At 47.5% G+C, this 26,897-nt stretch carries 36 protein-coding genes; all 36 read right to left on the bottom strand.

The window, feature by feature from the left end; translation table 11 throughout:
* Positions 1 to 222: 222 nt before the first annotated feature.
* The 36 genes from AC5SV9_RS11900 to rpoC all read right to left on the bottom strand — a co-directional run bounded on the left by AC5SV9_RS11900 (position 223) and on the right by rpoC (position 26,874).
* Positions 223 to 1,503: a serine hydrolase gene (locus AC5SV9_RS11900; RefSeq protein ID WP_475153330.1), complete on the bottom strand. Its 1,281-nt coding sequence runs from the start codon at positions 1,501 to 1,503 to the stop codon at positions 223 to 225.
* A gap of 111 nt (positions 1,504 to 1,614) precedes the next feature.
* Positions 1,615 to 2,013 carry a 50S ribosomal protein L17 gene (gene rplQ, locus AC5SV9_RS11895; RefSeq protein ID WP_027672166.1) on the bottom strand — a complete coding sequence of 133 codons (399 nt, stop codon included), beginning with the start codon at positions 2,011 to 2,013 and terminating at the stop codon, positions 1,615 to 1,617.
* Between the two features lie 39 nt (positions 2,014 to 2,052).
* Entirely contained in the window at positions 2,053 to 3,042 is a 990-nt protein-coding gene (locus tag AC5SV9_RS11890; RefSeq protein WP_008224458.1) for a DNA-directed RNA polymerase subunit alpha, read from the bottom strand.
* Between the two features lie 24 nt (positions 3,043 to 3,066).
* Positions 3,067 to 3,687, bottom strand: coding sequence for a 30S ribosomal protein S4 (gene rpsD, locus AC5SV9_RS11885; protein WP_134059704.1), 621 nt, complete (start codon positions 3,685 to 3,687; stop codon positions 3,067 to 3,069).
* 33 nt (positions 3,688 to 3,720) lie between these two features.
* A complete protein-coding gene (rpsK, locus tag AC5SV9_RS11880) occupies positions 3,721 to 4,110 on the bottom strand; it encodes a 30S ribosomal protein S11 (RefSeq protein WP_027672163.1) in 390 nt (129 codons plus the stop codon).
* An 11-nt stretch (positions 4,111 to 4,121) separates the two neighbouring features.
* The gene (rpsM, locus tag AC5SV9_RS11875; RefSeq protein ID WP_027672162.1) at positions 4,122 to 4,478 is read right to left on the bottom strand and encodes a 30S ribosomal protein S13; all 357 of its coding nucleotides are present in this window, start codon (positions 4,476 to 4,478) and stop codon (positions 4,122 to 4,124) included.
* A 135-nt stretch (positions 4,479 to 4,613) separates the two neighbouring features.
* Complete coding sequence (rpmJ, locus tag AC5SV9_RS11870; protein ID WP_008950799.1) at positions 4,614 to 4,727, bottom strand: 50S ribosomal protein L36; 114 nt, start codon at positions 4,725 to 4,727, stop codon at positions 4,614 to 4,616.
* A 21-nt stretch (positions 4,728 to 4,748) separates the two neighbouring features.
* Complete coding sequence (secY, locus tag AC5SV9_RS11865; RefSeq protein WP_475153335.1) at positions 4,749 to 6,077, bottom strand: preprotein translocase subunit SecY; 1,329 nt, start codon at positions 6,075 to 6,077, stop codon at positions 4,749 to 4,751.
* Positions 6,078 to 6,092: 15 nt separating this feature from the next.
* Complete coding sequence (rplO, locus tag AC5SV9_RS11860; protein WP_134059710.1) at positions 6,093 to 6,527, bottom strand: 50S ribosomal protein L15; 435 nt, start codon at positions 6,525 to 6,527, stop codon at positions 6,093 to 6,095.
* 3 nt (positions 6,528 to 6,530) lie between these two features.
* Positions 6,531 to 6,713, bottom strand: a complete 183-nt coding sequence (gene rpmD, locus AC5SV9_RS11855) for a 50S ribosomal protein L30 (RefSeq protein WP_027672159.1) — start codon at positions 6,711 to 6,713, stop codon at positions 6,531 to 6,533.
* Positions 6,714 to 6,719: 6 nt separating this feature from the next.
* Entirely contained in the window at positions 6,720 to 7,223 is a 504-nt protein-coding gene (gene rpsE / locus AC5SV9_RS11850) for a 30S ribosomal protein S5 (RefSeq protein ID WP_475153336.1), read from the bottom strand.
* A 9-nt stretch (positions 7,224 to 7,232) separates the two neighbouring features.
* Positions 7,233 to 7,583 (bottom strand): 50S ribosomal protein L18, encoded by a 351-nt coding sequence (rplR, locus tag AC5SV9_RS11845; protein ID WP_068238302.1) that lies wholly within the window; start codon positions 7,581 to 7,583, stop codon positions 7,233 to 7,235.
* A 9-nt stretch (positions 7,584 to 7,592) separates the two neighbouring features.
* The gene (rplF, locus tag AC5SV9_RS11840; RefSeq protein WP_134059713.1) at positions 7,593 to 8,126 is read right to left on the bottom strand and encodes a 50S ribosomal protein L6; all 534 of its coding nucleotides are present in this window, start codon (positions 8,124 to 8,126) and stop codon (positions 7,593 to 7,595) included.
* A gap of 15 nt (positions 8,127 to 8,141) precedes the next feature.
* Positions 8,142 to 8,534 carry a 30S ribosomal protein S8 gene (gene rpsH / locus AC5SV9_RS11835; protein WP_475153338.1) on the bottom strand — a complete coding sequence of 131 codons (393 nt, stop codon included), beginning with the start codon at positions 8,532 to 8,534 and terminating at the stop codon, positions 8,142 to 8,144.
* Positions 8,535 to 8,555: 21 nt separating this feature from the next.
* Positions 8,556 to 8,861 carry a 30S ribosomal protein S14 gene (rpsN, locus tag AC5SV9_RS11830; RefSeq protein WP_134059719.1) on the bottom strand — a complete coding sequence of 102 codons (306 nt, stop codon included), beginning with the start codon at positions 8,859 to 8,861 and terminating at the stop codon, positions 8,556 to 8,558.
* Between the two features lie 11 nt (positions 8,862 to 8,872).
* Positions 8,873 to 9,412, bottom strand: a complete 540-nt coding sequence (gene rplE, locus AC5SV9_RS11825; protein WP_027672153.1) for a 50S ribosomal protein L5 — start codon at positions 9,410 to 9,412, stop codon at positions 8,873 to 8,875.
* Positions 9,413 to 9,431: 19 nt separating this feature from the next.
* Positions 9,432 to 9,746: a 50S ribosomal protein L24 gene (gene rplX / locus AC5SV9_RS11820; RefSeq protein WP_215399480.1), complete on the bottom strand. Its 315-nt coding sequence runs from the start codon at positions 9,744 to 9,746 to the stop codon at positions 9,432 to 9,434.
* Between the two features lie 9 nt (positions 9,747 to 9,755).
* Positions 9,756 to 10,124 (bottom strand): 50S ribosomal protein L14, encoded by a 369-nt coding sequence (gene rplN / locus AC5SV9_RS11815; protein ID WP_475153339.1) that lies wholly within the window; start codon positions 10,122 to 10,124, stop codon positions 9,756 to 9,758.
* A gap of 165 nt (positions 10,125 to 10,289) precedes the next feature.
* A complete protein-coding gene (rpsQ, locus tag AC5SV9_RS11810; RefSeq protein ID WP_068238321.1) occupies positions 10,290 to 10,544 on the bottom strand; it encodes a 30S ribosomal protein S17 in 255 nt (84 codons plus the stop codon).
* Positions 10,544 to 10,735 carry a 50S ribosomal protein L29 gene (rpmC, locus tag AC5SV9_RS11805; protein ID WP_008224486.1) on the bottom strand — a complete coding sequence of 64 codons (192 nt, stop codon included), beginning with the start codon at positions 10,733 to 10,735 and terminating at the stop codon, positions 10,544 to 10,546. Before rpmC ends, rpsQ begins: the two co-directional genes overlap by 1 nt.
* Positions 10,735 to 11,148: a 50S ribosomal protein L16 gene (rplP, locus tag AC5SV9_RS11800; RefSeq protein WP_134059727.1), complete on the bottom strand. Its 414-nt coding sequence runs from the start codon at positions 11,146 to 11,148 to the stop codon at positions 10,735 to 10,737. The genes rpmC and rplP overlap by 1 nt, the downstream gene beginning before the upstream one ends.
* A 12-nt stretch (positions 11,149 to 11,160) precedes the next feature.
* Entirely contained in the window at positions 11,161 to 11,874 is a 714-nt protein-coding gene (rpsC, locus tag AC5SV9_RS11795) for a 30S ribosomal protein S3 (protein WP_008224489.1), read from the bottom strand.
* An 11-nt stretch (positions 11,875 to 11,885) separates the two neighbouring features.
* On the bottom strand, positions 11,886 to 12,218 hold the full coding sequence (rplV, locus tag AC5SV9_RS11790; protein ID WP_475153359.1) for a 50S ribosomal protein L22: 333 nt from the start codon (positions 12,216 to 12,218) through the stop codon (positions 11,886 to 11,888).
* A 10-nt stretch (positions 12,219 to 12,228) separates the two neighbouring features.
* Positions 12,229 to 12,507: a 30S ribosomal protein S19 gene (gene rpsS / locus AC5SV9_RS11785; RefSeq protein ID WP_008950795.1), complete on the bottom strand. Its 279-nt coding sequence runs from the start codon at positions 12,505 to 12,507 to the stop codon at positions 12,229 to 12,231.
* Between the two features lie 16 nt (positions 12,508 to 12,523).
* Complete coding sequence (rplB, locus tag AC5SV9_RS11780; protein ID WP_475153341.1) at positions 12,524 to 13,348, bottom strand: 50S ribosomal protein L2; 825 nt, start codon at positions 13,346 to 13,348, stop codon at positions 12,524 to 12,526.
* Between the two features lie 16 nt (positions 13,349 to 13,364).
* Entirely contained in the window at positions 13,365 to 13,667 is a 303-nt protein-coding gene (gene rplW / locus AC5SV9_RS11775; RefSeq protein ID WP_134059733.1) for a 50S ribosomal protein L23, read from the bottom strand.
* The gene (gene rplD / locus AC5SV9_RS11770) at positions 13,664 to 14,269 is read right to left on the bottom strand and encodes a 50S ribosomal protein L4 (RefSeq protein WP_008224494.1); all 606 of its coding nucleotides are present in this window, start codon (positions 14,267 to 14,269) and stop codon (positions 13,664 to 13,666) included. Before rplD ends, rplW begins: the two co-directional genes overlap by 4 nt.
* A gap of 18 nt (positions 14,270 to 14,287) precedes the next feature.
* Complete coding sequence (gene rplC / locus AC5SV9_RS11765) at positions 14,288 to 14,926, bottom strand: 50S ribosomal protein L3 (RefSeq protein ID WP_134059736.1); 639 nt, start codon at positions 14,924 to 14,926, stop codon at positions 14,288 to 14,290.
* A gap of 29 nt (positions 14,927 to 14,955) precedes the next feature.
* The gene (rpsJ, locus tag AC5SV9_RS11760) at positions 14,956 to 15,267 is read right to left on the bottom strand and encodes a 30S ribosomal protein S10 (protein WP_008899121.1); all 312 of its coding nucleotides are present in this window, start codon (positions 15,265 to 15,267) and stop codon (positions 14,956 to 14,958) included.
* A 224-nt stretch (positions 15,268 to 15,491) separates the two neighbouring features.
* The gene (locus tag AC5SV9_RS11755) at positions 15,492 to 16,352 is read right to left on the bottom strand and encodes a phospholipase A (RefSeq protein ID WP_475153343.1); all 861 of its coding nucleotides are present in this window, start codon (positions 16,350 to 16,352) and stop codon (positions 15,492 to 15,494) included.
* Positions 16,353 to 16,364: 12 nt separating this feature from the next.
* Positions 16,365 to 18,104, bottom strand: coding sequence for an acyl-CoA dehydrogenase family protein (locus tag AC5SV9_RS11750; RefSeq protein WP_475153344.1), 1,740 nt, complete (start codon positions 18,102 to 18,104; stop codon positions 16,365 to 16,367).
* Positions 18,105 to 18,240: 136 nt separating this feature from the next.
* Positions 18,241 to 19,425 (bottom strand): elongation factor Tu, encoded by a 1,185-nt coding sequence (gene tuf / locus AC5SV9_RS11745; RefSeq protein WP_134059789.1) that lies wholly within the window; start codon positions 19,423 to 19,425, stop codon positions 18,241 to 18,243.
* Positions 19,426 to 19,480: 55 nt separating this feature from the next.
* Positions 19,481 to 21,583 (bottom strand): elongation factor G, encoded by a 2,103-nt coding sequence (fusA, locus tag AC5SV9_RS11740; RefSeq protein ID WP_475153346.1) that lies wholly within the window; start codon positions 21,581 to 21,583, stop codon positions 19,481 to 19,483.
* Positions 21,584 to 21,606: 23 nt separating this feature from the next.
* Positions 21,607 to 22,077: a 30S ribosomal protein S7 gene (rpsG, locus tag AC5SV9_RS11735; protein ID WP_134059768.1), complete on the bottom strand. Its 471-nt coding sequence runs from the start codon at positions 22,075 to 22,077 to the stop codon at positions 21,607 to 21,609.
* A gap of 89 nt (positions 22,078 to 22,166) precedes the next feature.
* Complete coding sequence (gene rpsL, locus AC5SV9_RS11730; RefSeq protein WP_019677787.1) at positions 22,167 to 22,541, bottom strand: 30S ribosomal protein S12; 375 nt, start codon at positions 22,539 to 22,541, stop codon at positions 22,167 to 22,169.
* A gap of 151 nt (positions 22,542 to 22,692) precedes the next feature.
* Positions 22,693 to 26,874, bottom strand: a complete 4,182-nt coding sequence (gene rpoC / locus AC5SV9_RS11725) for a DNA-directed RNA polymerase subunit beta' (RefSeq protein WP_475153349.1) — start codon at positions 26,872 to 26,874, stop codon at positions 22,693 to 22,695.
* Positions 26,875 to 26,897 lie beyond the last annotated feature (23 nt).

Below are 26,897 nucleotides of genomic sequence, written 5' to 3'. Positions count from 1 at the left end.
TAAAGAGCGTTGCACCAGAGCCTTGGCTCAATGATGCGAGGCTTTCGCCTCAGTCAGACTTTGCTTGCTTTCGCTTGCTGCCGTCTGTGTGGTGCGCATTATAGAGATCATCGAAAAGTGATCAAGATCTTTTTTACAGAAAGATGATCGACCGCGCACTTTTTGAGCAAAACAACCTCAAATGCATTGAATTGGTTTATTTATTAGCCAATTACACGGTAATTAATTAATGATCCTGTGCAGATAAGAAAGATCTGGCGTTCTGTTTTTCGCTCTGCTCAGTTCATGTTGGTAGATAAAATTGCCGAGCTCATTTAAAAACGGCAAGCCTATCTGTTCTGTTTCATACTGGTCGTCATTCAGAATATCGTTCTGATTGGTATATATGACTGCAGACAAGAAAAACTCTACGTTGTTTGCCAGATCAACTATGTAGGCACTATCGATCAGATGACCATAGGCCCAGCCTGTTTTATTAAAAATACGTATATTAGCCGGTAAAGCCTGTGCCCCACCGCCAAACATCAGAAACTTTGAGTAGTTGTCAGGATATTCCTCTTTACTGTAATGCGGAAACTCACTTTCGCCGGGTAACATAGACATGTAACGCAATATAAAAGCACGCTGTTCTTCAGTTATTTGAAACTGCTTGTTGATGGCAAAAAGCTGAGGAAACACTACACGTTTTACGATGCTATCTAGATCCTGCAGACTCAAGCGGTTCTTGATACTAAAGTCCATAGGCTGCTGAATGAGTACTCCGTCAGACATATAGCCATGGCCGAGCTTAGGCTGTTCAATGTTCACGTATTCTAATTGCGATATGCGAGCCGGTAACGCGAGAGCAACGGCTCCGCCCGAACCTAAGAAGCTAATAGGGTTATACTGACGATTCTGTGCTGGCGTTAAAGCTATACTCAGACGGTGATTTATTAAGGCCTGATTCAATCCGAGCTGACGTAATCTGTCGTTCAGCCTGTCCTGGCCGAGTAATTCATACAACCTGTTACTGGCATCATTGTCACTCACTAGCAATATCTTCTTTATATAGTGAGCAATACTCGGTAAACCCGAAGCCGAGCTGGTATCAACATGTGCCTCTGACTGCCCGTCAAATGCTGTGTCAGTCAACATTGGTGAAAACATGGTAATTGCTTTTTGCTGTGGTTCATTCAACCACTCCAGAGCGAGTAACGATATTGGCAACTTCACTGTGCTGGCTGGATAGAAATAACGTTCGGGTTCCAGACCCAAGGTGTAACAGCTCAAAGCAGCATTGTTTTGCTTATCTCTATCTATTTGTGTGTAGATAATCTGAAGCTTAAAGCGATCTGGTTCTTTTAGCACAGCTGCCAGCGTCGGGTACTTCGCGCCAATTTTCTTGTCACCAATAATCTCGCTCAGTTCAGCATTTTTTGATGGCTGCGTAGAACTTGCACAGCCGGTTTCTTCGGCGTTGGCGCTAATCGTCAGTGCCAACAACAGACATGAGAGAATTCGCATCGAAATAACTGCCATAGATAAAATGAAATCAAATCATAAGGGCAGTACGGAGGAAAAACAAACAGGCATAAAAAAACCGGGCATCAGCCCGGTTTTTTATTCGGTTATAGCTTATTCAGCTGCAGTTTCTTCAACTGGCAGTGCATCCACTTCTGGACGATCGACTAATTCGATGTAAGCCATAGGTGCGTTATCACCGGCACGGAAGCCACACTTCAGAATACGAGTGTAACCACCTGGACGCGCATTATAACGCGGACCCAACACGTTGAATAACAAACCAACTACTTCTTTATCACGAGTACGGGCGAAAGCCAGACGGCGGTTTGCAACGCTGTCGTTCTTTGCCAGTGTGATCAACGGTTCAATCACACGACGTAACTCTTTAGCTTTAGGCAAAGTCGTTTTGATGATTTCGTGCTTCACCAACGAGCTTGCCATGTTGCGGAACATTGCCGTACGGTGGCTGCTGTTCCTGTTTAATTGACGACCACTCTTGCGATGGCGCATGATCTATTCCTTCTCACTAAACCAGAAACTGGTATCTGATTAGTCTTTATTTACCAGACTCGCTGGCGGCCAGTTCTCCAGGCGCATGCCCAGTGATAAACCGCGTGATGCCAGCACGTCTTTGATTTCGGTAAGCGACTTTTTACCCAGGTTAGGGGTTTTAAGTAACTCAACCTCGGTACGCTGAACCAGATCACCAATGTACTGAATCTGCTCTGCCTTCAAGCAGTTAGCAGAACGAACTGTTAATTCCAAATCATCGACCGGACGTAACAGAATCGGATCAAACTCCGGCTTCTCTTCGCGTTTTTCCGGTTCGCTCTTATCGCGCAGTTCTACGAAGAACTCTAGCTGTTCTGCCAGAATTGTCGCTGCGCGGCGAATGGCTTCCTCTGGCTCGACTGTGCCGTTGGTCTCCATATCGATGATCAGTTTGTCCAGGTCAGTGCGCTGTTCAACACGGGCCGCTTCAACCGAATAAGCAATACGCTCAACCGGGCTGAAAGACGCGTCCAGTAACAGACGACCAATAGGACGCTCGTCATCATCTGAGGACAAACGCGCTGATGCAGGCACATAACCACGACCACGTTGCACTTTCAGGCGCATACTGAATTCAGTTTCGCCGGTCAGGTTGCAGATTACATGGTCAGGGTTGACGATAACCACACCGTCGCCATGCTGGATATCTCCAGCTGTTACAGGGCCGGCACCTTTTTTCGTCAAAGTCAGTGTGACTTCATCTTTGTCTTCCAGGCGAACGGCTAGGCCTTTCAGGTTCAGAAGGATATCAATAATATCTTCCTGCACACCCTCTTTGGCGCTGTACTCATGGAGAACGCCATCAATTTCAACTTCAGTCACAGCACAACCCGGCATAGACGAAAGCAGAATACGACGTAACGCGTTGCCCAAGGTATGCCCGAAACCGCGCTCAAGTGGTTCCAAAGTAACTTTGGCACGAGTTGGGTTGATTTTTTCGATACCAACTAATCTCGGCTTAAGGAATTCGGTGACAGAACCCTGCATTGTATCCTCTCTTAACAATTAGCCTTACTTAGAGTAAAGCTCGACGATTAACTGTTCGTTGATGTCCGCAGACAGGTCTGAACGCTCTGGAAGACGCTTAAATACGCCTTCAAGCTTCGTGTTGTCTACTTCGATCCAAGTTGGCTTCTCACGTTGTGCAGCAACTTCAAGCGCAGCACCGATACGGGCTTGCTTTTTAGCCTTCTCACGAACAGAGATCACTTGTTCAGGTAATACAGTATGTGACGGAACGTTAACCACGCGACCATTTAACATGATTGCCTTGTGGCTCACCAGCTGACGCGCTTCTGCACGAGTGCTGGCCAGGCCCATACGGTATACTACGTTGTCTAAACGTGACTCTAACAACTGCAGCAGGTTTTCACCGGTATTACCTTTCAAACGAGCAGCTTCCTTGTAATAGTTACGGAACTGCTTCTCTAATACGCCATAAATACGACGTACTTTTTGTTTCTCGCGTAACTGCAAACCGTAGTCTGATAAGCGACCGCGACGTGCGCCGTGCTGACCAGGTGCTGTGGTTAAGTTACACTTTGAATCGATTGCTCTTACGCCGCTTTTCAGGAACAGGTCTGTACCTTCGCGACGACTTAGTTTGAGCTTAGGACCCAAATATCTTGCCATCTTCTTTCTCCAATAATCCGTGAAGCGCTGTAATTACACGCGACGTTTTTTAGGTGGACGGCATCCGTTGTGTGGGATTGGCGTCACGTCGGTGATATTTGTGATCTTGTAACCAGCGGCGTTCAGAGCACGAATCGCTGATTCGCGGCCTGGGCCTGGGCCATTCACAAACACTTCAAGGTTTTTAACACCATATTCCAGCGCAGCAGTACCTGCACGCTCTGCAGCTACCTGAGCAGCAAACGGAGTAGATTTACGTGAACCACGGAAACCTGAACCGCCGGCAGTCGCCCAGCACAGCGCATTACCCTGACGATCAGTAATCGTCACGATGGTGTTGTTGAAAGAAGCATGGATATGAGCCATACCGTCAGAAACTTGCTTTTTTACCCGTTTACGAGTACGAACTGGTGCTTTAGCCATGTCGAATCACCTTATTTCTTAATCGCTTTACGTGGGCCCTTACGGGTACGCGCATTAGTTTTAGTGCGCTGTCCACGAACTGGCAGACTACGACGGTGGCGCAGGCCACGGTAGCAACCTAAGTCCATTAAACGCTTAATGTTCAATGTGATTTCACGGCGTAAGTCACCTTCAACGGTGTACTTAGCAACTTCGTCACGAAGTGTATCTAACTGTGCATCAGATAAAGACGCAATTTTAGTACTTTCTTCGATACCCACTGCAGCTAAAATCGATTTAGCGCGGGTTTTACCGATACCATAAACATAGGTCAAAGAGATGACCGCATGCTTATTATCGGGGATGTTAATGCCAGCGATACGGGCCACTAACGTTCTCCTTTAATAGAGTTTAAAGATGCCAATTTGAAAAGCCCGTAAGGATACTCAAATGGCGCTTACATTGCAAACGATAAAGGGGCTAAACCCAAAAGTTCAGCCCGCAGTATCAGTTTTATTCTGCTATTAGCCTTGGCGCTGTTTATGCTTCGGCTCACTGCAAATTACGCGAACTACGTTATTACGCTTGATCACTTTGCAGTTACGGCAGATCTTCTTAACGGAAGCTCGTACTTTCATAACTTAACTCCGCAAACTATCTTAACGGCTGTAGCCTTTAAGATTTGCCTTTTTAAGCACAGAATCATACTGATGCGACATCAGATGGGTCTGTACCTGTGCCATAAAGTCCATGATAACGACAACGATAATCAGCAATGATGTACCGCCGAAGTAGAACTGAACGTCCCACGCTACCATCATGAACTCAGGAACCAAACAGATAAAGGTAATGTACAGCGCGCCTGCTAAGGTTAACCGCGTCATCACTTTATCAATGTATTTTGATGTCTGCTCACCAGGTCTAATACCAGGGATAAAGGCACCAGATTTCTTCAGGTTATCCGCTGTATCGCGTGGATTAAATACCAGCGCGGTATAGAAGAAGCAGAAGAAAATGATGGCCGCGGAGTATAACATCATATACAACGGTTGTCCCGGAGATAATGTTAACGCTAATTCCTGCAGGAAGTTAGCTACCACGCCTTCACCTGAACCAAACCAACTGGCTATCGTTCCAGGGAACAGAATAATGCTAGATGCAAAGATTGGTGGAATTACACCGGCCATATTCACTTTTAACGGCAAATGGCTGCTTTGCGCGGCAAACACCTGACGGCCCTGCTGACGCTTAGCGTAATTAACCACAATACGACGCTGGCCGCGTTCAAAGAACACCACAAACCAGGTAATCGCAACCACGATAACACCAATTGCAACTAACAGTAAAAAGTGCAAATCGCCTTGACGTGCCTGCTCTATCGTCTGACCAATGGCAGACGGGAAGCCGGCAACAATACCGGTAAAGATCAGCAACGAAATACCATTACCGATGCCGCGCTCTGTAATTTGCTCACCTAACCACATTAAGAACATGGTACCGGTAACCAAACTGATTACCGCTGTGAAGTAAAATGCAAAGCCCGGGTTAATGACTAACCCTTGCATCATGTTAGGCAGGCCAGTGGCAATACCAATGGCCTGTAACGTTGCTAAACCTAAAGTACCGTAGCGCGTCATCTGGTTAATTTTGCGCTTTCCAGCTTCACCTTCTTTTTTCAGTTCTGCCATGGCAGGGTGAACTACCGTTAACAGCTGAACAATAATAGAGGCAGAGATGTAGGGCATAATGCCCAACGCAAACACCGAAGCACGCTCAAGTGCGCCACCGCTGAACATGTTAAACATTTCAACGATGGTGCCCTTTTGTTGCTCGAATAACTGAGCCAGCACGGCGGCGTCAATTCCAGGAATTGGCACAAAGGAGCCTAACCGAAAAACGATTATGGCCAAAAGTACAAATAACAGACGGGCTTTCAGCTCGCTGAAACCGCCTTTTGCACTTCTTGAGTCCGAACCTGGTTTAGCCATCGCGTACTATCCTTATTATTCTTCGACTTTACCGCCAGCGGCTTCGATTGCTGCACGTGCACCTTTAGTTACGCCTAAACCTTTAACGGTTACCGGGCGAGAGATCTCGCCAGACAGCACAACTTTAGCGAACTTAACAGTACGAGCGATGATGTTAGCTTCCATCAGGCTAGCCAGATCAACTACATCACCGTTTACCGCAGCCAGTTCGTGCAGGCGTACTTCTGCAGAAACCAGAGATTTCTGAGAAGTGAAACCGAACTTAGGCAAACGCTGTTTCAGAGGCATTTGACCGCCTTCGAAACCTGGACGAACTGAACCGCCAGAGCGTGATTTCAAACCTTTGTGACCACGGCCACCGGTTTTGCCTAAGCCAGAGCCGATACCACGACCAAGGCGACGCTTTTCTTTCTTGGCACCAGGTGCCGGAGCAATAGTATTTAATAACATCAATTACTCCTCCACTTTAACCATGTAATACACAGCGTTGATCATACCGCGAACTGAAGGTGTATCTTCAACTTCAACAGTGTGACCGATGCGGCGTAAACCTAACCCTGTTAACGAAGCCTTGTGCTTCGGCAAACGACCGATGCTTGACTTCGTTTGGGTTACTTTAATTGTCTTCTTCGCCATGGCAGATTACCCCAGAATGTCGTCAACGCGTAAACCGCGTTTAGCAGCTACCTGTGCAGGCGACTTTACAGACGCCAAAGCATTGATAGTTGCGCGAACTACGTTGATTGGGTTAGTTGAGCCGTAACACTTAGACAGAATGTTCTGTACACCAGCAACTTCCAGTACGGCGCGCATTGCACCACCGGCGATCAAGCCAGTACCTTCAGCAGCAGGCTGCATGTAAACATTCGAACCTGAGTGAACACCACGAGTTGGGTGGTGTAACGTGTTACCGTTTAACTCAACCTGAGTCATGTTGCGACGTGCTTTTTCCATTGCCTTTTGAATAGCAGCTGGAACTTCACGTGCTTTACCATAACCAAAACCAACGCGACCATTACCGTCACCAACTACGGTCAAAGCGGTGAAAGAGAAAATCCGACCACCTTTAACAACTTTTGACACGCGGTTTACTGCAACAAGCTTCTCTTGTAAATCAGATTGTTGTTTAGTTTCTTCGTTAGCCATGAGCTACTCCTAGAACTGAAGACCGGCTTCACGCGCCGCGTCAGCCAGAGCTTGTACGCGACCATGATACTGGAAGCCACTGCGGTCAAAAGCACAAGCAGTAACGCCTTTGGCTACTGCGCGTTCGGCAATCGCTTTACCTACAGCCTTAGCAGCGTCTACGTTACCAGTGTACTTCAGTGAGTCTTTGATTGAAGCTTCTACTGTAGAAGCTGCAGCAATCACTTCAGCATTTGGTGCGATAAGCTGGGCGTAGATGTGACGTGGTGTACGGTGTACAACCAGGCGATTCGCACCTTGTTCGATAATGTTTCTGCGAGTGCGTTTGGCACGGCGCAGACGAGCAAGTTTCTTATCCATCGTCCTACCCTACTTTTTCTTCGCTTCTTTACGACGCACGTTTTCATTTGCATAGCGCACACCTTTGCCTTTGTAAGGCTCTGGTTTACGGTATGCCCGGATGTTAGCGGCAACCTGACCAACTAATTGCTTGTCAGCACCTTTTACCACGACTTCAGTCTGGCTTGGTGTTTCAATAGTGATACCGTTAGGTACCTGGAACACCACTGGGTGAGAAAAGCCCAGGCTCAGGTTCAACACTTTACCTTCTGCTTTCGCACGGTAACCAACACCAACCAGCTCCAGCTTCTGTGTGAAGCCTTCAGTTACACCGGTAACCAGGTTATTGATTAACGCACGGGCAGTACCCGCTTGCGCGTTAGCGCCGTCGAAGCCGTCACGTGGGTTGGTACGTAAAACGTTACCATCAACCACAACTTCAACTGCCGGGTTAACATCTAGTGCTAACTCGCCGTTTTTGCCCTTGAATGACACTACCTGGCCTTTTTGCGTAACAGTAACGCCGGCTGGAATAGTGACTGGGGCCTTAGCAACACGAGACATAGATTACTACCTCCGTTACGCTACGTAGCCGATGATTTCGCCACCGATACCAACCTTGCGCGCTGCGCGGTCAGTCATTAGTCCTTTAGATGTTGACACGATGGCCACACCTAAACCGCCCATTACCTTAGGTAATTCGCCGTGCTTCTTATAGATGCGCAGGCCTGGACGACTAACACGATCGATAGTTTCAATTACAGATTTGCCCTGGAAGTACTTTAAAGTAACTTCCAGTTCTGGTTTTGATTCACCAGAAACTGCGAAATCGGCGATGTAACCTTCGTCTTTTAATACTTTCGCAATAGATACCTTCAGTTTTGAAGATGGCATCTTAACCGCAACTTTATTGGCTGACTGGCCGTTGCGAATGCGAGTAAACATATCCGCTACTGGATCTTGCAAACTCATAGCTCGTTACTCCCGTGATTCTTACCAGCTAGCCTTACGAAGGCCAGGAATTTCACCGCGCATCGCCGCTTCACGGACCTTGATCCGGCTCATGCCGAACTTACGCAGGTAACCGTGTGGACGACCTGTTACACGACAACGATTACGTTGACGCGAAGGGCTTGAATCACGCGGCAACGTCTGTAACTTCAGAACCGCTGCCCAACGGTCTTCGTCAGAAGTCGCTGGATTAGCAATGGTATCTTTCAGTTCATGACGCTTTGCAGCGAATTTGGCTACCAGTTGTGCACGCTTTGCTTCACGTGCTTTCATTGATTGTTTTGCCATGACCCTACACCTTATTTCTTGAATGGGAAGTTAAACGCGGCAAGTAAAGCACGTCCTTCGTCATCGGTACGCGCGGTAGTCGTAATAGTGATATCTAAACCACGTACTGCGTCTACTTTGTCATAGTCGATTTCTGGGAAAATGATTTGCTCACGTACACCCATGCTGTAGTTACCACGGCCATCGAACGACTTCGGGTTTACACCACGGAAGTCACGGATACGCGGGATAGCAATAGAGACTAAACGCTCTAAAAATTCCCACATACGTTCGCCGCGCAGGGTCACTTTCGCGCCAATAGGGTAGCCTTCACGGATTTTGAAACCAGCTACTGACTTACGAGCCTTAGTTACCAGAGGTTTCTGGCCGGCGATAGCAGTTAAATCTGCTACAGCGTTCTCAAGGATCTTTTTATCAGCTACGGCTTCACCCACACCCATATTGAGCGTGATTTTAACAATCCGAGGGACTTGCATGACGCTGGTGTAGCCGAACTGCTTAAACAGTTCTGGGACTACGGTGTCTTTATAAATTTCATGCAGTTTCGCCATCGTATTACTCCAATAGCAATTAAATTACTTCGTTATTCGACTTGAAGAAACGGACTTTTTTACCATCTTCAAGGCGGAAACCTACGCGATCTGCTTTACCCGTTTTAGAGTTAAAAATCGCTACGTTTGAAACATGAATTGAGGCTTCTTTCTCAACGATACCGCCTGGTTGGTTCAGAGCCGGTACAGGCTTCTGATGCTTTTTAACCAGGTTAACGCCAGAAACGTAAACACGACCTTCAGCAACTAAAACTTTAGTAACTTTGCCGCGCTTACCCTTGTCCTTACCAGTAAGAACAATAACCTCGTCATCACGACGGATTTTACTAGCCATGGTGACTCCTTACAGTACTTCTGGTGCCAGAGACACGATCTTCATAAACTTATCGCCACGAAGTTCACGTGTAACAGGCCCGAAAATACGAGTGCCGATCGGTTCCAGCTTGCTGTTTAACAACACTGCTGCATTGCGATCAAAACGGATCAAAGAACCGTCCTGACGGCGTACGCCTTTTGCTGTACGCACCACCACTGCATTCAGTACATCACCTTTTTTAACTTTACCGCGAGGAATTGCTTCTTTCACAGTAACTTTGATGATGTCACCAATTGCAGCATAACGGCGATGCGAACCACCTAAGACCTTAATACACATTACGCTGCGCGCGCCGCTGTTGTCTGCGACTTCCAGCATAGATTGCATCTGGATCATCTTAGTGCTCCGCTATTCTACTAAATAACCCTCACGGGTTACGCTGCTTAAATATAAAACTACCCCCTGACAAGAGGGCGCGTGATTATAACAGCACTCTTGGCAAAAAGGTAGCTCAAAATAAAAGCGGCTCCAGAAGGAGCCGCTTTTTAACATCTTAACGAATTAAGATGCTGACTCGACTACAGCAACCAGAGTCCAAGACTTAGTCTTAGACAGCGGACGGCATTCACGGATAGTGACTACGTCGCCTTCTTTACACTGATTGGTTTCGTCATGTACGTGCAGCTTGGTAGTACGCTTAATGAACTTCCCATAGATTGGGTGTTTCACTGAACGTTCGATAGCAACAGTAATAGACTTGTCCATTTTGTTGCTGATCACTTTACCTTGCAGTGTACGAGTATTAGTTTCACTCATTACGCACCTGCCTTCTCGGTTAAGATGGTCTTAACGCGCGCGATATCACGACGCACCTGCTTAAATAAATGCGTTTGAGCTAACTGACCAGTAGCTAATTGCATGCGCAGGTTGAACTGCTCACGTAATAAGCCCAGTAATTCAGCGTTTAACTCTTCAACACTTTTCGCTTTTAATTCGCTGGCTTTCATCACATTACCGTCCGCGTTACAAAGGTTGTCTTAAATGGAAGTTTAGCAGCTGCCAGGCTGAAAGCATGACGCGCTAATTCTTCAGACACACCGTCCATTTCGTACAGTACTTTGCCAGGTTTAATCTGACATACCCAGTACTCAACAGAACCTTTACCACTACCCATACGTACTTCCAGCGGCTTAGCAGTGATTGGCTTGTCTGGGAACACACGGATCCAGATTTTACCAACACGCTTAACAGCGCGCGTCATAGCACGACGTGCAGATTCGATTTGACGTGAAGTCATTTGACCACGTTCTACAGATTTCAGTGCGTAAGTACCGAAAGATACTTTATCGCCAACCAGGGCTAAACCACGGTTACGACCTTTGTGCACTTTACGAAATTTTGTACGTTTTGGTTGCAACATCGCTCAATACCCCTACTTAGCCTTACGTGCCGGTTTTTTCGGCGCTTTAGGCTGGTTGTTATTGTTGGCGTTGTTGGTGTTGTTGTTCAATGGCAGAGCACCTAAGATCTCGCCTTTGAAAATCCACACTTTAACACCAATGATACCGTAAGTAGTCAGTGCTTCTGAGGTGTTGTAATCGATGTCAGCACGCAGAGTGTGCAGAGGCACACGGCCTTCGCGGTACCACTCTGAACGAGCGATTTCTGCGCCGCCTAAACGGCCGCTAACTTCAACTTTGATACCTTTAGCACCGATACGCATTGCGTTTTGCACCGCACGCTTCATCGCGCGACGGAACATAACACGACGCTCTAACTGGCTGCTGATTGAATCAGCAACTAATTTAGCATCCAGCTCAGGCTTACGGATTTCAGAGATGTTAATCTGCGCAGGTACGCCAGCGATGGCAGCTACTTGCTTGCGGATTTTTTCAACATCTTCACCTTTTTTACCGATGATTACGCCTGGACGCGCAGTGTGAATAGTCACACGGATGCTTTTCGCAGGGCGTTCAATATCGATCCGGCTAACTGACGCGGCTTTCAGTTCTTTTGTCAGGTACTGACGAACTTTAAAGTCACCGTTTAAGAAATCCGGGAAGTCTTTCGTATTCGCGAACCAGGTAGAGCTCCATGGCTTAGTGATACCTAGGCGAATACCATTAGGATGTACTTTCTGTCCCATTCTCTTCTCTCCTAGTTATCAGCTACAACCACAGTGATGTGGCTGGTACGCTTGACGATACGGTCAGCACGACCTTTAGCGCGTGGCTTGATACGTTTCATAGACGGACCTTCGTCAACGAAGATTGTCTTAACTTTCAGCGTATCAATATCGGCGCCTTCATTGTGCTCCGCGTTTGCAATGGCTGATAAAAGAACCTTTTTGACTAACTGTGCAGCTTTTTTCGGGCTGTAAGTTAATACATTCAACGCCTTCTCAACTGACAAACCACGAACCTGGTCAGCAACCAGACGAGTTTTTTGTGCAGAAGAACGGGCAAATTTGTGTTTAGCTAATGCTTGCATCATTTACCCCTTAGCGCTTCTTGGCCTTTTTGTCGGCTGCATGACCACGGTAGGTACGAGTAGGTGCAAATTCACCTAACTTGTGACCAATCATCTCTTCAGAGACGAACACAGGTACATGTTGACGACCATTATGGACAGCGATGGTCAAACCGATCATATCAGGTATGATCATTGAACGACGGCTCCAAGTCTTAATAGGCTTCTTGTCACCGCTTTCCAACGCTTTCTCTACCTTCTTCAGCAAGTGAAGGTCAATAAATGGACCTTTCTTGAGAGAACGTGGCATGGCAATTCCTCACAAATTATTTATCACGACGACGTACGATAAGTTTATCAGTACGCTTGTTTGAACGAGTTTTGTAACCCTTCGTTGGTACGCCCCATGGTGTAACTGGGTGACGACCACCAGAAGTTTTACCTTCACCACCACCGTGTGGGTGATCAACCGGGTTCATTACCACACCACGTACGGTTGGGCGAACGCCGCGCCAGCGCATAGCACCAGCTTTACCGTATTGACGTAGCATATGTTCCGCGTTGCCGATCTCACCGATAGTCGCGCGACAATCTGCTAATACTTTGCGTACTTCACCGCTGCGTAAACGCAGAGTTACGTACTCACCGTCACGAGCCAGGATCTGTACAAATGCGCCAGCAGAACGAGCTAACTGACCACCTTTACCTGGTTTCATTTCGATGTTGTGTACTACCTGACCAACTGGGATGTTGCGCAGTGGCAGCGTGTTACCGGCTTTGATAGGTGATTCCATACCAGAAATCACTGTATCGCCAGCTTTCAGGCCTTTAGGGGCCAGAATGTAACGACGCTCGCCGTCTGCGTATAACACCAGTGCGATGTTAGCAGTACGGTTTGGATCGTACTCTAAACGCTCAACTTTGGCTGGAATGCCATCTTTGTTGCGTTTGAAGTCAACTAAACGGTAATGCTGCTTATGACCACCACCGATATGACGGGTAGTGATACGACCGTTGTTGTTACGACCACCAGTTTTTGAATTTTTCTCTAACAAAGGAGCATAAGGCTTACCTTTGTACAGGTCTGGGTTAACCACTTTTAATACGTGGCGACGACCTGGTGATGTAGGTTTACACTTAACAAGTGCCATTTCCTAACTCCTCTTCTTACTCAGCGCCGCCAACGAAATCGATTTCGCTGCCTTCTTTAAGAGTTACGTAGGCCTTTTTCCAGTCGCTACGCTTGCCAACACGCATACCAGTGCGCTTGGTTTTACCCTTAACGTTAACAGTACGCACACCGACTACTTCTGTTTCGAACAGTTTTTCAACTGCTGCTTTAACATCAGCTTTAGTCGCAGTAGTGGCTACCTTGAAAACGACTGTATTGTGTTTTTCAGCAGACACAGTGCTCTTTTCAGAAACGTGTGGTGCCAGAATAACTTTCAGTAAACGTTCTTCGCGGATCATGCTAACAGCTCCTCAAGTTGCTTAACTGCAGCAGCAGTCATTAACACTTTGTCGAATGCGATTAAGCTGACCGGGTCGATACCGTGTACGTCACGCACGTCTACCTTGTACAGGTTACGTGCAGATAAGAACAGGTTCTCATCCACTTCGTTAGTCACGATTAACACGTCTTTTAAGTCCATAGCTTTTAACTTTGCAGTTAAATCTTTGGTCTTAGGCGTATCAACGGCGAAATTTTCCACCACGATTAAACGCTCTTGACGCACTAATTCAGACAGGATGCTTTGGATCGCACCACGATACATTTTACGGTTTACTTTCTGGCTGTGATCTTGTGGCTTAGCCGCAAATGTCACACCGCCTCCGCGCCAGATTGGGCTGCGGATTGTACCAGCACGCGCACGGCCAGTACCTTTTTGACGCCATGGCTTCTTACCGCCACCGCGCACCTCAGAACGTGTCAGCTGAGCGCGGGTACCCTGACGGGCGCCGGCAGCATAAGCTACAACGACCTGATGAACCAAAGCTTCATTAAACTCACGTCCAAAGGTAGCTTCGGAAACTTCAAGAACGCCCTGAGCGTCTCGTAATGCTAATTCCATCACTTATCTCCTCAGACGTTAGCTTTTAACAGCTGGTTTAACGATCACGTCACCACCGATAGCGCCAGGTACTGCACCTTTAACTAACAGCAGGTTACGTTCTGCGTCTACACGAACCACTTCCAGTGACTGCACGGTTACGCGCTCAGCACCTAAGTGACCAGCCATTTTTTTACCCTTGAATACTTTACCTGGTGATTGGTTCTGACCAATTGAACCAGGTGCACGGTGTGATAAAGAGTTACCGTGAGTAGCATCCTGAGTACGGAAATTCCAGCGCTTAACAGCACCAGCAAAACCTTTACCTTTTGATGTACCAACTACATCAACTTTCTTCGTTTCAGCGAAGATTTCTACCGTAATTTCGCTGCCAACAGCAATGTCAGCACCTTCGTTATCTGCCAGGCGGAATTCCCACAGACCACGACCCGCTTCAACGCCAACTTTTGCAAAGTGACCGGCATCTGGCTTGTTCAGGCGGTTTGCCTTAACAGTGCCAGCAGTTACCTGCAGTGCGCTGTAACCGTTTGTTTCTGCAGTTTTAACTGCAGTTACACGGTTTGGTGTCGCTTCGATTACGGTTACTGGAATTGATACGCCATCTTCAGTGAAGATGCGGGTCATTCCCACTTTACGACCGATTAGACCGATAGCCATTTCCTAAACCTCTCTATAAACCTGTCTGATTAGCCCAGGCTGATTTGAACGTCAACACCAGCAGGCAGATCTAAACGCATCAGTGCATCAACAGTCTTTTCTGTTGGCTCAACGATGTCGATTAAACGCTTGTGGGTACGGATTTCGTACTGATCACGCGCATCTTTGTTTACGTGAGGAGAAATCAATACAGTGAAACGTTCCTGGCGAGTAGGAAGTGGGATAGGACCACGAACCTGTGCGCCCGTACGCTTAGCTGTGTCAACGATTTCCATAGTTGACTGATCGATCAAACGGTGATCGAACGCTTTCAGACGGATGCGAATCCTTTGATTACTCATGTATCAAAGCCTCTAAAGAGCAAAAAGAGCAAAAATACACACAAGCTATCCAACCACTAATGTGGGGATGCCCATGCACCTAAGTTACGTTTGCTCCCCAATCGGGAGCACTGTAAGCGTTAATTAATTCAAATGATTAACTAACGAGCCAGTCAGAATTGTATCGACTGGCCGCGCATTATACTGAAATCAACAGATAACGCAAGCATTGGTTAAAATTTACGCTATAGAATATCGTTTAACTCAAAGCCGATGCCAAAACGGGTGACTGAGCGATTATAATCTATCAGGCTCTCACCATAGCCATTAAAAAACTCCACATAAAGTCTGATGTGCTGATTAAACGGCCGGGAATAAGACAACCTCACAGCACCTTTATTATCACTACGCAGATTATTGCGCAGCATTAAACGCCAGGTGGCGTCCTCCTGTTTGTAAGCCGCTGATAGTTCAAACCAGCCCATGTACTCGGTTATATCCGGGTTATCATCACCTTTTGGATCTTCAGGTGTTTCTTTTCTCTGTTCTTTGAAGCGATACCAGGGCTCGAAATTAATAAACACATTGCCAACAGAGGTCACCCAACTAAGCTTCAGCCGGTTCCAGCTTCGGGATAATTGACCTGCCCTGCCATTAGACTGGTGAGAAAGACTGACACCAATAATTCGACTGGCAGCCTCTTCATAATTCTTATAATGCGGGATCAGTAAGATAAGCTCCGGCTCATAATTAGTCTCACGAAAAGGTGAGGAAATGTCGCTGTTGTAAGCTTGCCAGTATGCTTGCTGAGTAAACGCAAAAAAAAGATACCCATTGTCGTTATAGATTTTGCTCCATAATGGCGTTTTCAGGCTGAGCTGGAACTTCGCTTCAACATTATCAGATCGCGCCGTGACGCCATCACGCTGGATAGTCGGTGCTATACCATCGACATATGTCACTGGCATTAAATAATTAGTGTGGTGTGGCAGTAACGTAAAGGGCGCGTATGAGTCCCACTGTTCGGCTTTGAGGCGTTTGTCTAAAGCATCAGCGGCATGCATTTCGAAAGTGAATAACAGCAACATGCCGAACAGTAGTCTCATCTGTAGTTCCTTTTAAAAATGCTCTGGTGTCATCGTATCCAGTACTGCTGTATCCTGGCTTAACAATGCGAATAAGCCTTTTACTTTTGGCAGTATTCGCTGAAAAAAGTATGCTGCGGTATGTTGTTTACTCTGTTTGAAAACATCAGTGCAATCCGCAGTTTTGATTGCACAGAGACTTTTATACCACATATAGCCATACAGCACATATGACACTGCTGCCAGATAATCACATGCCTGAGCGCTCTGCGTTGTTGAATGACAGTCAAGTAGCGTCTGCGATACTACTATCAATTCGTCAATGTAAGATGCAAGTACCTGTGCTTCTGACATCCCGCTGGTTGAGATCTCCTGTTTTATGTCTGCCAATAGTGAGAACAGTGCATTGCCCTGATCGGATGCAACTTTGCGCAACATAAAATCGGCAGCCTGAATGCCGTTGGTGCCTTCGTAGATTTGCGCAATACGCACGTCGCGCACCAGCTGTTCCATACCCCACTCTTTAATGTAACCATGGCCACCAAACACCTGCTGCGCAGTAACACAGGCATCAAAACCCTGGTCAGTCATAAAAGCTTTGGCGATTGGCGTGAGTAAATTGGCACGCTGCGCCGACTGCGCGCAATTATCGTATTTGGCCCTGTCCAGTAACGATGCGACCCAGGTAGCAAAAGTACGGCCGGCTTCATTCATCGCTTTAACGTTTAACAGCATACGTCGGACATCAGCGTGAATAATAATAGGCTCGGCTTTATTAGCGTCTTTTTCGGCAATACGTCCCTGCAGCCGCTCCTTAGCATAAACGAGTGCATTCTGGTAAGCGCGCTCCGCAGCGCCAAGCCCCTGGCTACCCATCGATAAACGCTCATAATTCATCATAGTGAACATACAGGCCAAACCACGGTGTGGCTCGCCAATCAGATACCCCCTTGCTTCATCGAAATTCAGCACGCAGGTCGCCGAACCATTAATACCCATCTTATGCTCTATAGACCCTACTGATACTGTATTGCGCTCTCCTGGTTCGCCATTTACATCAGGTAAATATTTCGGCACTAAAAACAGCGATATGCCTCGGCTGCCAGCCGGTGCATCAGGTAGCTTGGCTAACACCAAATGGATAATATTACTGGTGAGGTCATGCTCGCCGGCGGTGATAAAGATTTTACTGCCACTGATGCGGTAACTACCATCCGATGCCGGTTTAGCATTGGTGCGCATAATACCCAGATCTGAGCCAGCATGCGCTTCAGTCAAACACATAGTACCGCTCCATTCACCGCTATACATTTTCGGTAAATACAGTGCTTTAGTTTCATCGTCAGCATGTTGCAGCAATGCAACACAGGCGCCGGCAGTGAGGCCGGGATAGAGTGAAAAGGCAATATCCGCGCTGCAGAGCATTTCATCGACCATCATCGACAATGCTTTTGGCATACCCATACCGCCATATTCCGGCGCGCCGCTTAAACTGGTCCAGCCACCTTCGCTTAGGCTTTTATAAGCAGCATGATAATGCTCAGGCAACTCGACTTTGCCATCACGAAGCTGAGCACCTGTGGCGTCGGCGGCACGGGTAAAGGGCGCGATTTGTTGCTCACAAATTTTTGCTGCCTCTTCCAGAATAGCTTTGGCAGTGTCTGGCTCGATAAGATCTGCCAGCTGAGATTGCTGCTGCCAGTACTGATCTAGCTGCCACACATCAAATAGGTTAAAACAAATATCATTAAGCGGTGCTGTGTACTGGCTCATGTTCAATGCCTCTGAAACTGGACGGATGAGTTAGAGCATGGCACAGCTTGAATATTCAAACAAGTGTTTGAATGGACCTGGTATGGATTGCAGGCAACAAAAAAGGCCCCGCAGGGCCTTTTTCAATCTCAGCTTATTAAGCCAGGATTTTTGATACTACGCCAGCACCTACTGTGCGGCCGCCTTCACGGATCGCGAAGCGTAAACCTTCGTCCATCGCGATTGGGCAAATCAGTTCAACAACAAACTTCAGGTTGTCGCCTGGCATTACCATTTCTACGCCTTCTGGCAACTCTACTGAACCCGTTACGTCTGTTGTACGGAAGTAGAACTGTGGACGGTAGCCTTTGAAGAATGGTGTATGACGGCCACCTTCTTCTTTTGACAGTACGTACACTTCGCCTTCAAACTTAGTGTGTGGCTTGATTGAACCTGGCTTAGACAGTACCTGACCACGCTCTACGTCTTCACGCTTAGTACCACGTAACAGCGCACCAATGTTCTCACCTGCACGACCTTCGTCTAACAGCTTACGGAACATCTCAACACCAGTACAAGTTGTCTTAGTCGTATCTTTGATACCTACGATTTCAACTTCTTCACCAACTTTGATGATACCTTGCTCTACACGGCCTGTTACTACTGTACCACGACCCGCGATTGAGAATACGTCTTCGATTGGCATGATGAATGGCTTATCAATCGCACGTACTGGCTCAGGGATGTAAGTATCCAGTGCTTCACCCAGCTCCAGGATTTTCTTTTCCCACTCTGCATCGCCTTCCAGGCCTTTCAGCGCTGAACCACGGATTACTGGCAGGTCATCACCTGGGAAGTCGTAGTCTGACAGAAGCTCACGTACTTCCATCTCTACCAGCTCTAACAGCTCTTCGTCATCTACCATGTCACATTTGTTCATGAACACGATGATGTACGGTACGCCTACCTGACGTGATAACAGGATGTGCTCACGTGTTTGTGGCATTGGGCCGTCAGTTGCCGCTACTACCAGAATAGCGCCGTCCATCTGCGCAGCACCAGTGATCATGTTCTTAACATAGTCAGCGTGGCCTGGGCAGTCTACGTGCGCGTAGTGACGAGTCGGGGTATCGTACTCAACGTGTGAGGTGTTGATCGTGATACCACGTGCTTTTTCTTCTGGTGCTTTGTCGATTTGATCGAAAGCAAACGCCTGACCGCCGTAAGTCTTAGCCAGTACGTTGGTGATTGCAGCTGTTAAGGTAGTTTTACCATGGTCAACGTGACCGATGGTGCCTACGTTTACGTGCGGTTTACTACGTTCAAATTTAGCCTTAGCCATGAATAGACCCTTCTTTATTTAATTGCGGCCTGCCTTAGCAGGCCAAACTAAGTTATTAATATGCTTTACGCGCAGCGATAATCGCTTCTGTCACGTTGCTGGGTGCTTCTGCATAATTCAATGGTTCCATTGAATATGAAGCGCGACCCTGACTTAACGAACGCATGTTGGTTGCATAACCAAACATTTCAGAGAGCGGCACATGCGCATCAACGATTTTGATACCACCAGGTGCATCTTCCATACCGTTTATAATACCGCGGCGACGGTTTAAGTCACCAACAATATCACCCATGAAGTCTTCCGGTGTTACCACCTCAACTTTCATAATCGGTTCAAGAATAACCGGCTTAGCTTGCAGTGCACCTTTCTTGAAGCCCATCGAAGCAGCAATTTTAAACGCCATTTCGTTTGAGTCAACATCGTGGTACGAACCGTCAAACACAGTAACTTTAACGTCAATTACCGGATAGCCAGCGAGAACACCGTTCTTCATCTGCTCCTGAACACCTTTGTCGATAGCTGGGATATATTCTTTTGGAATTACCCCACCGACTACGGCGTTAACGAACTCGTAACCAGCACCTTCTTCCTGCGGCTCAATTTTCAGCCAACAGTGACCAAACTGACCTCGGCCACCTGACTGACGAACAAATTTACCTTCGACTTCCGTTGCTGCTCGCAGTGTCTCGCGGTAAGAAACCTGCGGTTTACCCACATTAGCTTCTACTTTGAATTCACGACGCATACGGTCGACGATAATATCAAGGTGCAATTCACCCATGCCAGAGATAATTGTCTGGCCGGTTTCTTCGTCAGTATGGACACGGAAAGACGGATCTTCAGCAGCCAGTTTACTCAGCGCTATCCCCATCTTTTCCTGATCAGCTTTCGTTTTTGGCTCTACTGCAACAGAAATCACCGGTTCCGGAAATTCCATCCGTTCCAGTGTAATAACATGCTCTGGGTCACATAAGGTGTCCCCGGTGGTTACGTCTTTAAAACCTATACCAGCAGCGATATCGCCGGCACAAACTGCCTTAATCTCTTCGCGTGCATTGGCATGCATCTGCACGATACGGCCTATGCGCTCTTTCTTCTGTTTTACCGGGTTGTACACCGTATCACCTGAATTGATGACACCCGAATAAACTCGGAAGAAAGTCAAAGTACCGACGAAAGGATCGGTTGCGATTTTAAACGCCAAAGCTGAGAAAGGTTCATCATCACTAGAGTGACGTTCACCTTCTGTCTCGTCTTCATTGATACCGGTAATGGCTTTCACTTCGGTTGGTGATGGCAGATAATAAATAACATTATCCAGCATCGCCTGAACGCCTTTATTTTTAAAGGCAGAACCACACATTACTAATACCACTTCATTACGAAGCGTTAAGTCACGCAGGGCCTGACGGATCTCTTCTTCAGAGAACTCTTCACCCTCTAAATAGCGCTCCATTAACTCTTCGCTGGCTTCGGCAGCCGCTTCAATCATGTTCTGCCGCCACTCGTTACACTCGTCAACCATATCGGCTGGAATGTCTTCATAAGTGAACGTCATACCCTGATCTTCCATATTCCAGTTGATGGCCTTCATTTTAATCAGGTCAATTACGCCCTTGAAGTCATCTTCAGCGCCTATCGGCAGCTGAATTGGCACTATGGTGCTGTTTAATCGCGTTTGCGCTTGTTTTACCACGCGCAGGAAGTTGGCACCGGTACGGTCCATCTTGTTCACAAAGATCATCCGCGGAACTTCATACTTGTTGGCCTGACGCCATACCGTTTCTGTTTGCGGTTGAACACCTGATGAACCGCAGAGCACAACGACAGCACCATCCAGTACGCGCAAAGAGCGCTCTACTTCGATAGTGAAATCAACGTGTCCCGGGGTATCAATCAGGTTGATACGGTGCTGTTCAAATTGCTGCTGCATACCAGCCCAGAATGTCGTCGTCGCAGCTGAGGTGATAGTAATACCACGCTCCTGCTCCTGCTCCATCCAGTCCATAGTAGCAGCACCGTCATGAACCTCACCGATCTTGTGAGAGCGGCCCGTGTAAAACAGAATACGTTCAGACGTAGTTGTTTTACCCGCATCGACGTGCGCACAAATACCAATGTTACGGTAGCGTTCTATTGGGGTTGTACGTGCCACAATTAATCCTCTTTAAGCAAAGCTTACCAGCGGAAATGCGCGAACGCTTTGTTCGCTTCGGCCATACGGTGAACGTCTTCACGTTTCTTAACCGCAGAACCTTTGTTCTCAACAGCATCAAGCATTTCACCAGCTAAACGCTGAGCCATTGATTTTTCACCACGTTTACGGGCAGCCTCAACTAACCAACGCATTGCCAGAGCATTACGACGTACAGGGCGTACTTCACATGGTACCTGGTAGGTAGAACCACCAACACGACGTGATTTAACTTCCACTGTAGGACGAATGTTGTCCAGTGCAACTTCAAAAATGTCTAAATGTTCTTTCTTAGACTTAGTAGCTGCTAATTCTAATGCGCCGTATACAATTGATTCGGCTGTAGATTTTTTACCGTCGACCATAACGACGTTTACAAATTTGGCAAGTAATTCACTTCCGAACTTAGGATCTGGAAGAATTTTACGTTGACCTATGACGCGTCTTCTTGGCATTCGTAACTCCGATTGCTTCAGGTGATTCCAAAACTTTTAATACATAAAGAAAAAAAGTTGTTTAGTTTGGCCTTACTAACGGAGTACCGTTATTTCTTAGGCCGTTTTGCGCCGTACTTAGAACGGGCTTGTTTACGATCTTTAACGCCAGCACAGTCTAATGTGCCGCGTACGGTGTGGTAACGCACACCTGGCAGGTCTTTTACCCGGCCACCGCGAATCAGAACAACACTGTGTTCCTGCAGGTTGTGGCCTTCACCACCAATATAAGAAGAAACTTCGAATCCGTTGGTTAAACGAACACGGCATACTTTACGTAATGCTGAGTTTGGCTTCTTAGGTGTAGTGGTGTATACACGGGTACAAACACCACGCTTCTGCGGGCAAGCTTCAAGCGCCGGAACGGTGCTCTTGGCTACCTTCTGGCTGCGCGGCTTACGCACTAGCTGGTTGATTGTTGCCATTAAATACTCCTGGTTAATATATACCCAATAAACGTGAAAATTCCGCACCCCAAAATTGGGGTCGCGGAATTCTAATGGTCAAGCTTTGACCTGTCAAGGAACAAAGCCAATTGCTGCTAATTTAAGCAGCAATTAGGCCAATTTCCCTGGTTTACTCGTCATTGCCGGATAAGTCCATGTTCAGCGCGTCAGACAATGCCTGCTCTGCCATTTCTGAACTCATTGCCGGTTCGACGTGTTCGTTATTGCCAGCACGTTGACGCTGACGGATACGGTTTTGGTGATACGCAAAACCAGTACCTGCCGGGATCAAGCGGCCAACAATAACGTTTTCTTTCAGACCACGCAGTTCGTCAATCTTACCGCCAACAGCAGCTTCAGTCAGAACGCGGGTCGTTTCCTGGAACGAGGCCGCAGAAATAAATGAATCGGTAGACAGCGACGCTTTGGTAATACCCAGTAACGAACGCTCGTACTGTGCTGGCATTTTACCTGCTGCTTCCAACTCACGGTTCGCGATGTTAACGCGCGCCACTTCAGCCTGTTCACCTTCTAGGAACTCGCTATCACCCGGGTTAGTGATCACGCACTTACGCAGCATCTGGCGAATAATCGTTTCGATGTGCTTATCGTTGATCTTAACGCCTTGCAGACGGTAAACGTCTTGCACTTCGTTCACGATGTAGCTGGCTACATGGTGGATACCACGTAAACGCAGGATATCGTGTGCTGACTCCGGGCCTTCCGAAATAACTTCACCTTTCTCAATGCGCTCACCTTCGAACACATTAACCTGACGCCATTTCGGGATCATTTCTTCATGTACATCACCCTGATCCGGAGTGATTAACAGACGACGTTTACCTTTGGTCTCTTTACCGAAGCTGATAACACCAGAGATTTCCGCCAGGATGGCAGGATCTTTTGGCTTACGGGCTTCGAACAGGTCCGCAACGCGCGGCAGACCACCGGTAATATCGCGTGTTTTCGAGCTTTCCTGCGGGATACGCGCTAATACTTCACCCGCTTTCACGGTGGCACCATCAGTCACTTCGATAGTGGTGAAGCTTGGCAGACGAATTTCCTGCAGCGCGCCATCGTCCATAGTCAGGATAAGTTTTGGCTCTTTCGCGTTAGCTTTGGCCAAATCTTTAACAACGGTACGGGTTAAGCCGGTTAACTCGTCGGTCTGTACTTCAGTGTTGGTATCGTCAACATCGCTGTGATTAACCTTAGCACCACGCTCAACGATAATTGGGTGTGAATGCGGATCCCAGTTCGCCACGATTTGACCGGCAGTGATTTTCGCGTTGTCGTCAGTGGTCAGGATTGAACCATATGGCAACTTGTAACGCTCTTTCTCACGACCTAATTCATCAAATACCGTTACTTCAGCAGAACGTGAGGTGATAACAATCTTGTTATCAGCATTACGTACAAACTTAGCGTTTTGCAGTTTTAAGGTACCGGCCGTTTTAACCTGTACGCTGTTTTCTGCAGACGCCCGTGATGCCGCACCACCGATGTGGAATGTACGCATCGTCAGCTGTGTACCTGGTTCACCGATTGACTGTGCGGCGATAACACCCACAGCTTCACCGGCGTTGATCAGGTGACCACGCGCTAAGTCACGACCGTAACACTTGGCACACACACCGAAGTCAGTCTGACAGGTAATTACTGAGCGAACATGCACTTCATCAATGGAGTTTTGCTCTAACGCATCACACAATTGCTCATCCAGCATGGTGCCGTCAGCAACCAGCACTTCGCCGGTCGTTGGTGCAACCACATCACCGATAACCACCCGGCCCAGTACGCGCTCACGCAGACCTTCAACCACGTCACCACCTTCGATAAGTGGCTTCATGATAATGCCCTGATCTGAACCACAGTCTGATTCGGTTACGACTAAGTCTTGTGCAACGTCTACCAAACGACGCGTCAGGTAACCAGAGTTAGCTGTTTTCAGTGCAGTATCGGCAAGACCTTTACGCGCACCGTGCGTCGAGATGAAGTACTGTAATACGCTTAAGCCTTCTCGGAAGTTAGCCGTAATTGGCGTCTCGATGATAGAACCATCTGGTTTTGCCATCAGACCACGCATTGCTGCCAGCTGACGGATCTGAGCTGGTGAGCCCCGCGCACCTGAGTCAGCCATCATGTAAACAGAGTTAAATGACTGCTGTTGTACAGTATTGCCGTCGCGGTCAACCACATCTTCTTTTGACAGGTTGTCCATCATCGCTTTAGACAAGGCTTCGTTAGCTGTTGACCAGATATCGATAACTTTGTTGTACTTTTCACCGGCGGTTACCAGACCCTGTTGGAACTGATCCTGGATCTCGGCAACTTCAGCTTCTGCTGCATTGATGATGTCAGTTTTAGCTGCAGGGATAACCATATCGTTAATACCTACAGACACACCTGATAACATCGCGTAGTGGAAACCGGTGTACATGATCTGGTCAGCCAGAATAACGGTTTTCTTCAGACCGATACGACGGTAAGCACCATTTAACAAGCGAGAAATTTGCTTCTTACCCATCGCCTGGTTAATAGCATCAAAGCTCAAACCTTCCGGCAGGATTGAATACAGGATCGCACGGCCTACAGTGGTATCACGTACCGCTGTGGTTTCTGTACGGCTGCCATCTTCAGCAAATTCTACTTCAGTGATACGTACTTTTACTTTAGCGTGCAAGCTGGCAACACCAGCGCGGAAAGCTTTCTCAGCTTCTTTGGCGCTTTTCAGCAGCATGCCTTCGCCTTTAGCGTTAATTGCTTCACGCGTCATGTAGTACAAACCTAATACAACGTCCTGAGAAGGAACGATGATAGGTTCACCGTTAGCAGGTGACAGTACGTTGTTAGTCGACATCATCAGCGCGCGCGCTTCTAACTGTGCTTCTAACGTTAACGGTACGTGTACCGCCATTTGGTCACCGTCGAAGTCGGCGTTATAGGCCGCACACACTAACGGGTGTAATTGAATCGCTTTACCTTCGATAAGTACAGGTTCAAACGCCTGAATACCCAGACGGTGCAGTGTTGGTGCACGGTTCAGTAATACCGGATGTTCACGGATAACTTCATCCAGAACGTCCCATACTGCGCCTTCTTCACGCTCTACCATCTTCTTGGCAGCTTTGATGGTGGTCGCTAAACCACGCGCTTCCAGCTTGCCATAGATAAACGGTTTGAACAGTTCCAGTGCCATTTTCTTCGGCAGACCACACTGGTGTAAACGCAGAGTAGGACCTACGGTGATAACCGAACGGCCTGAGTAGTCAACACGTTTACCCAACAGGTTCTGACGGAAACGACCCTGCTTACCTTTAATCATGTCCGCTAAAGATTTCAGCGGGCGCTTGTTGCTGCCAGTGATAGCACGGCCACGACGACCGTTATCTAACAATGCATCGACGGCTTCCTGCAACATACGCTTTTCATTACGTACGATAATATCCGGTGCTGACAGGTCTAACAGACGCTTCAGACGGTTATTACGGTTAATAACGCGACGGTATAAATCGTTCAGATCTGAGGTAGCGAAACGACCGCCGTCCAGTGGTACCAACGGACGTAAATCCGGCGGCAGTACTGGCAGCACTGTCATTATCATCCACTCTGGCTTGTTACCAGAGGTATGGAACGCTTCCATCAGTTTCAGACGCTTGCTGATTTTCTTACGCTTGGTTTCAGAGTTGATGGTTGGCAGCTCTTCACGCATTTGCTTGATTTCAGTTGCCAGCTCAATGCCTTTTAATAAATCCAGAATGGCTTCTGCACCCATTTTGGCTTCAAACTCGTCGCCATGCTCTTCCAGCACGTCTAAGTATTCTTCTTCAGTCAGCATCTGGCGACGCTCTAAAGACGTCATACCAGGCTCTGTCACTACATAGCTTTCGAAATACAGCACGCGCTCAATATCACGCAGTGTCATATCCAGCAGCAAACCGATACGGCTTGGCAGCGACTTTAAGAACCAGATGTGGGCAGTTGGGCTGGCCAGTTCGATATGGCCCATACGCTCACGGCGTACTTTAGTCAGCGTAACTTCTACACCACACTTTTCACAAATAACACCACGGTGCTTTAAGCGTTTGTACTTACCGCACAGACACTCATAATCTTTTACCGGGCCAAAGATACGGGCGCAGAATAAGCCGTCGCGCTCTGGTTTAAAGGTACGGTAATTGATCGTTTCTGGCTTCTTTACTTCACCAAAAGACCATGAACGGATCATGTCTGGCGAAGATAAACCGATACGGATAACATCAAACTCTTCGGTTTTAGTTTGTTGTTTCAGAAACTTTAATAAGTCTTTCACCTTAGCTCTCCTGTAAGAGGTAA

The sequence above is a fragment of the Rheinheimera sp. ATLC3 genome (assembly GCF_059429535.1).
Note: the sequence above shows the minus strand (reverse complement) of the source record. Positions and strands in the feature narration are given on the sequence as shown.

Excerpts from the sequence above, each read along its gene's own strand:
- rplR (WP_068238302.1), bottom strand. The coding sequence starts at position 7,583 with ATGGATAAGAAACTTGCTCGTCTGCGCCGTGCCAAACGCACTCGCAGA.
- rpsK (WP_027672163.1), bottom strand. The coding sequence starts at position 4,110 with ATGGCTAAAGCACCAGTTCGTACTCGTAAACGGGTAAAAAAGCAAGTT.
- tuf (WP_134059789.1), bottom strand. The coding sequence starts at position 19,425 with ATGGCTAAGGCTAAATTTGAACGTAGTAAACCGCACGTAAACGTAGGC.
- rpsN (WP_134059719.1), bottom strand. The coding sequence starts at position 8,861 with ATGGCAAAACAATCAATGAAAGCACGTGAAGCAAAGCGTGCACAACTG.
- rplX (WP_215399480.1), bottom strand. The coding sequence starts at position 9,746 with ATGGCTAGTAAAATCCGTCGTGATGACGAGGTTATTGTTCTTACTGGT.
- rpsG (WP_134059768.1), bottom strand. The coding sequence starts at position 22,077 with ATGCCAAGAAGACGCGTCATAGGTCAACGTAAAATTCTTCCAGATCCT.
- AC5SV9_RS11750 (WP_475153344.1), bottom strand. The coding sequence starts at position 18,104 with ATGAGCCAGTACACAGCACCGCTTAATGATATTTGTTTTAACCTATTT.
- rpmC (WP_008224486.1), bottom strand. The coding sequence starts at position 10,735 with ATGAAAGCCAGCGAATTAAAAGCGAAAAGTGTTGAAGAGTTAAACGCT.
- secY (WP_475153335.1), bottom strand. The coding sequence starts at position 6,077 with ATGGCTAAACCAGGTTCGGACTCAAGAAGTGCAAAAGGCGGTTTCAGC.
- rplO (WP_134059710.1), bottom strand. The coding sequence starts at position 6,527 with ATGTTATTAAATACTATTGCTCCGGCACCTGGTGCCAAGAAAGAAAAG.
- AC5SV9_RS11755 (WP_475153343.1), bottom strand. The coding sequence starts at position 16,352 with ATGAGACTACTGTTCGGCATGTTGCTGTTATTCACTTTCGAAATGCAT.
- AC5SV9_RS11900 (WP_475153330.1), bottom strand. The coding sequence starts at position 1,503 with ATGCGAATTCTCTCATGTCTGTTGTTGGCACTGACGATTAGCGCCAAC.
- rpsD (WP_134059704.1), bottom strand. The coding sequence starts at position 3,687 with ATGGCAAGATATTTGGGTCCTAAGCTCAAACTAAGTCGTCGCGAAGGT.
- rplW (WP_134059733.1), bottom strand. The coding sequence starts at position 13,667 with ATGATCCGCGAAGAACGTTTACTGAAAGTTATTCTGGCACCACACGTT.
- rplC (WP_134059736.1), bottom strand. The coding sequence starts at position 14,926 with ATGGCTATCGGTCTAATCGGTCGTAAAGTGGGAATGACCCGCATCTTC.
- rplD (WP_008224494.1), bottom strand. The coding sequence starts at position 14,269 with ATGGAATTAGCATTACGAGACGCTCAGGGCGTTCTTGAAGTTTCCGAA.
- rplF (WP_134059713.1), bottom strand. The coding sequence starts at position 8,126 with ATGTCTCGTGTTGCTAAGGCCCCAGTCACTATTCCAGCCGGCGTTACT.
- rplP (WP_134059727.1), bottom strand. The coding sequence starts at position 11,148 with ATGTTGCAACCAAAACGTACAAAATTTCGTAAAGTGCACAAAGGTCGT.
- rpsL (WP_019677787.1), bottom strand. The coding sequence starts at position 22,541 with ATGGCAACAATCAACCAGCTAGTGCGTAAGCCGCGCAGCCAGAAGGTA.
- rpsQ (WP_068238321.1), bottom strand. The coding sequence starts at position 10,544 with ATGAGTGAAACTAATACTCGTACACTGCAAGGTAAAGTGATCAGCAAC.
- rpsH (WP_475153338.1), bottom strand. The coding sequence starts at position 8,534 with ATGAGTTTGCAAGATCCAGTAGCGGATATGTTTACTCGCATTCGCAAC.
- rpsJ (WP_008899121.1), bottom strand. The coding sequence starts at position 15,267 with ATGAGTAATCAAAGGATTCGCATCCGTCTGAAAGCGTTCGATCACCGT.
- rplQ (WP_027672166.1), bottom strand. The coding sequence starts at position 2,013 with ATGCGCCATCGCAAGAGTGGTCGTCAATTAAACAGGAACAGCAGCCAC.
- rpsS (WP_008950795.1), bottom strand. The coding sequence starts at position 12,507 with ATGCCACGTTCTCTCAAGAAAGGTCCATTTATTGACCTTCACTTGCTG.
- rpmD (WP_027672159.1), bottom strand. The coding sequence starts at position 6,713 with ATGGCGAAGAAGACAATTAAAGTAACCCAAACGAAGTCAAGCATCGGT.
- rplV (WP_475153359.1), bottom strand. The coding sequence starts at position 12,218 with ATGCAAGCATTAGCTAAACACAAATTTGCCCGTTCTTCTGCACAAAAA.
- rplN (WP_475153339.1), bottom strand. The coding sequence starts at position 10,124 with ATGATCCAGATGCAATCTATGCTGGAAGTCGCAGACAACAGCGGCGCG.
- rplB (WP_475153341.1), bottom strand. The coding sequence starts at position 13,348 with ATGGCACTTGTTAAGTGTAAACCTACATCACCAGGTCGTCGCCACGTA.
- rplE (WP_027672153.1), bottom strand. The coding sequence starts at position 9,412 with ATGGCGAAACTGCATGAAATTTATAAAGACACCGTAGTCCCAGAACTG.
- rpsC (WP_008224489.1), bottom strand. The coding sequence starts at position 11,874 with ATGGGACAGAAAGTACATCCTAATGGTATTCGCCTAGGTATCACTAAG.
- rpsE (WP_475153336.1), bottom strand. The coding sequence starts at position 7,223 with ATGGCTAACGAAGAAACTAAACAACAATCTGATTTACAAGAGAAGCTT.
- rpmJ (WP_008950799.1), bottom strand. The coding sequence starts at position 4,727 with ATGAAAGTACGAGCTTCCGTTAAGAAGATCTGCCGTAACTGCAAAGTG.
- AC5SV9_RS11890 (WP_008224458.1), bottom strand. The coding sequence starts at position 3,042 with ATGCAGGGTTCTGTCACCGAATTCCTTAAGCCGAGATTAGTTGGTATC.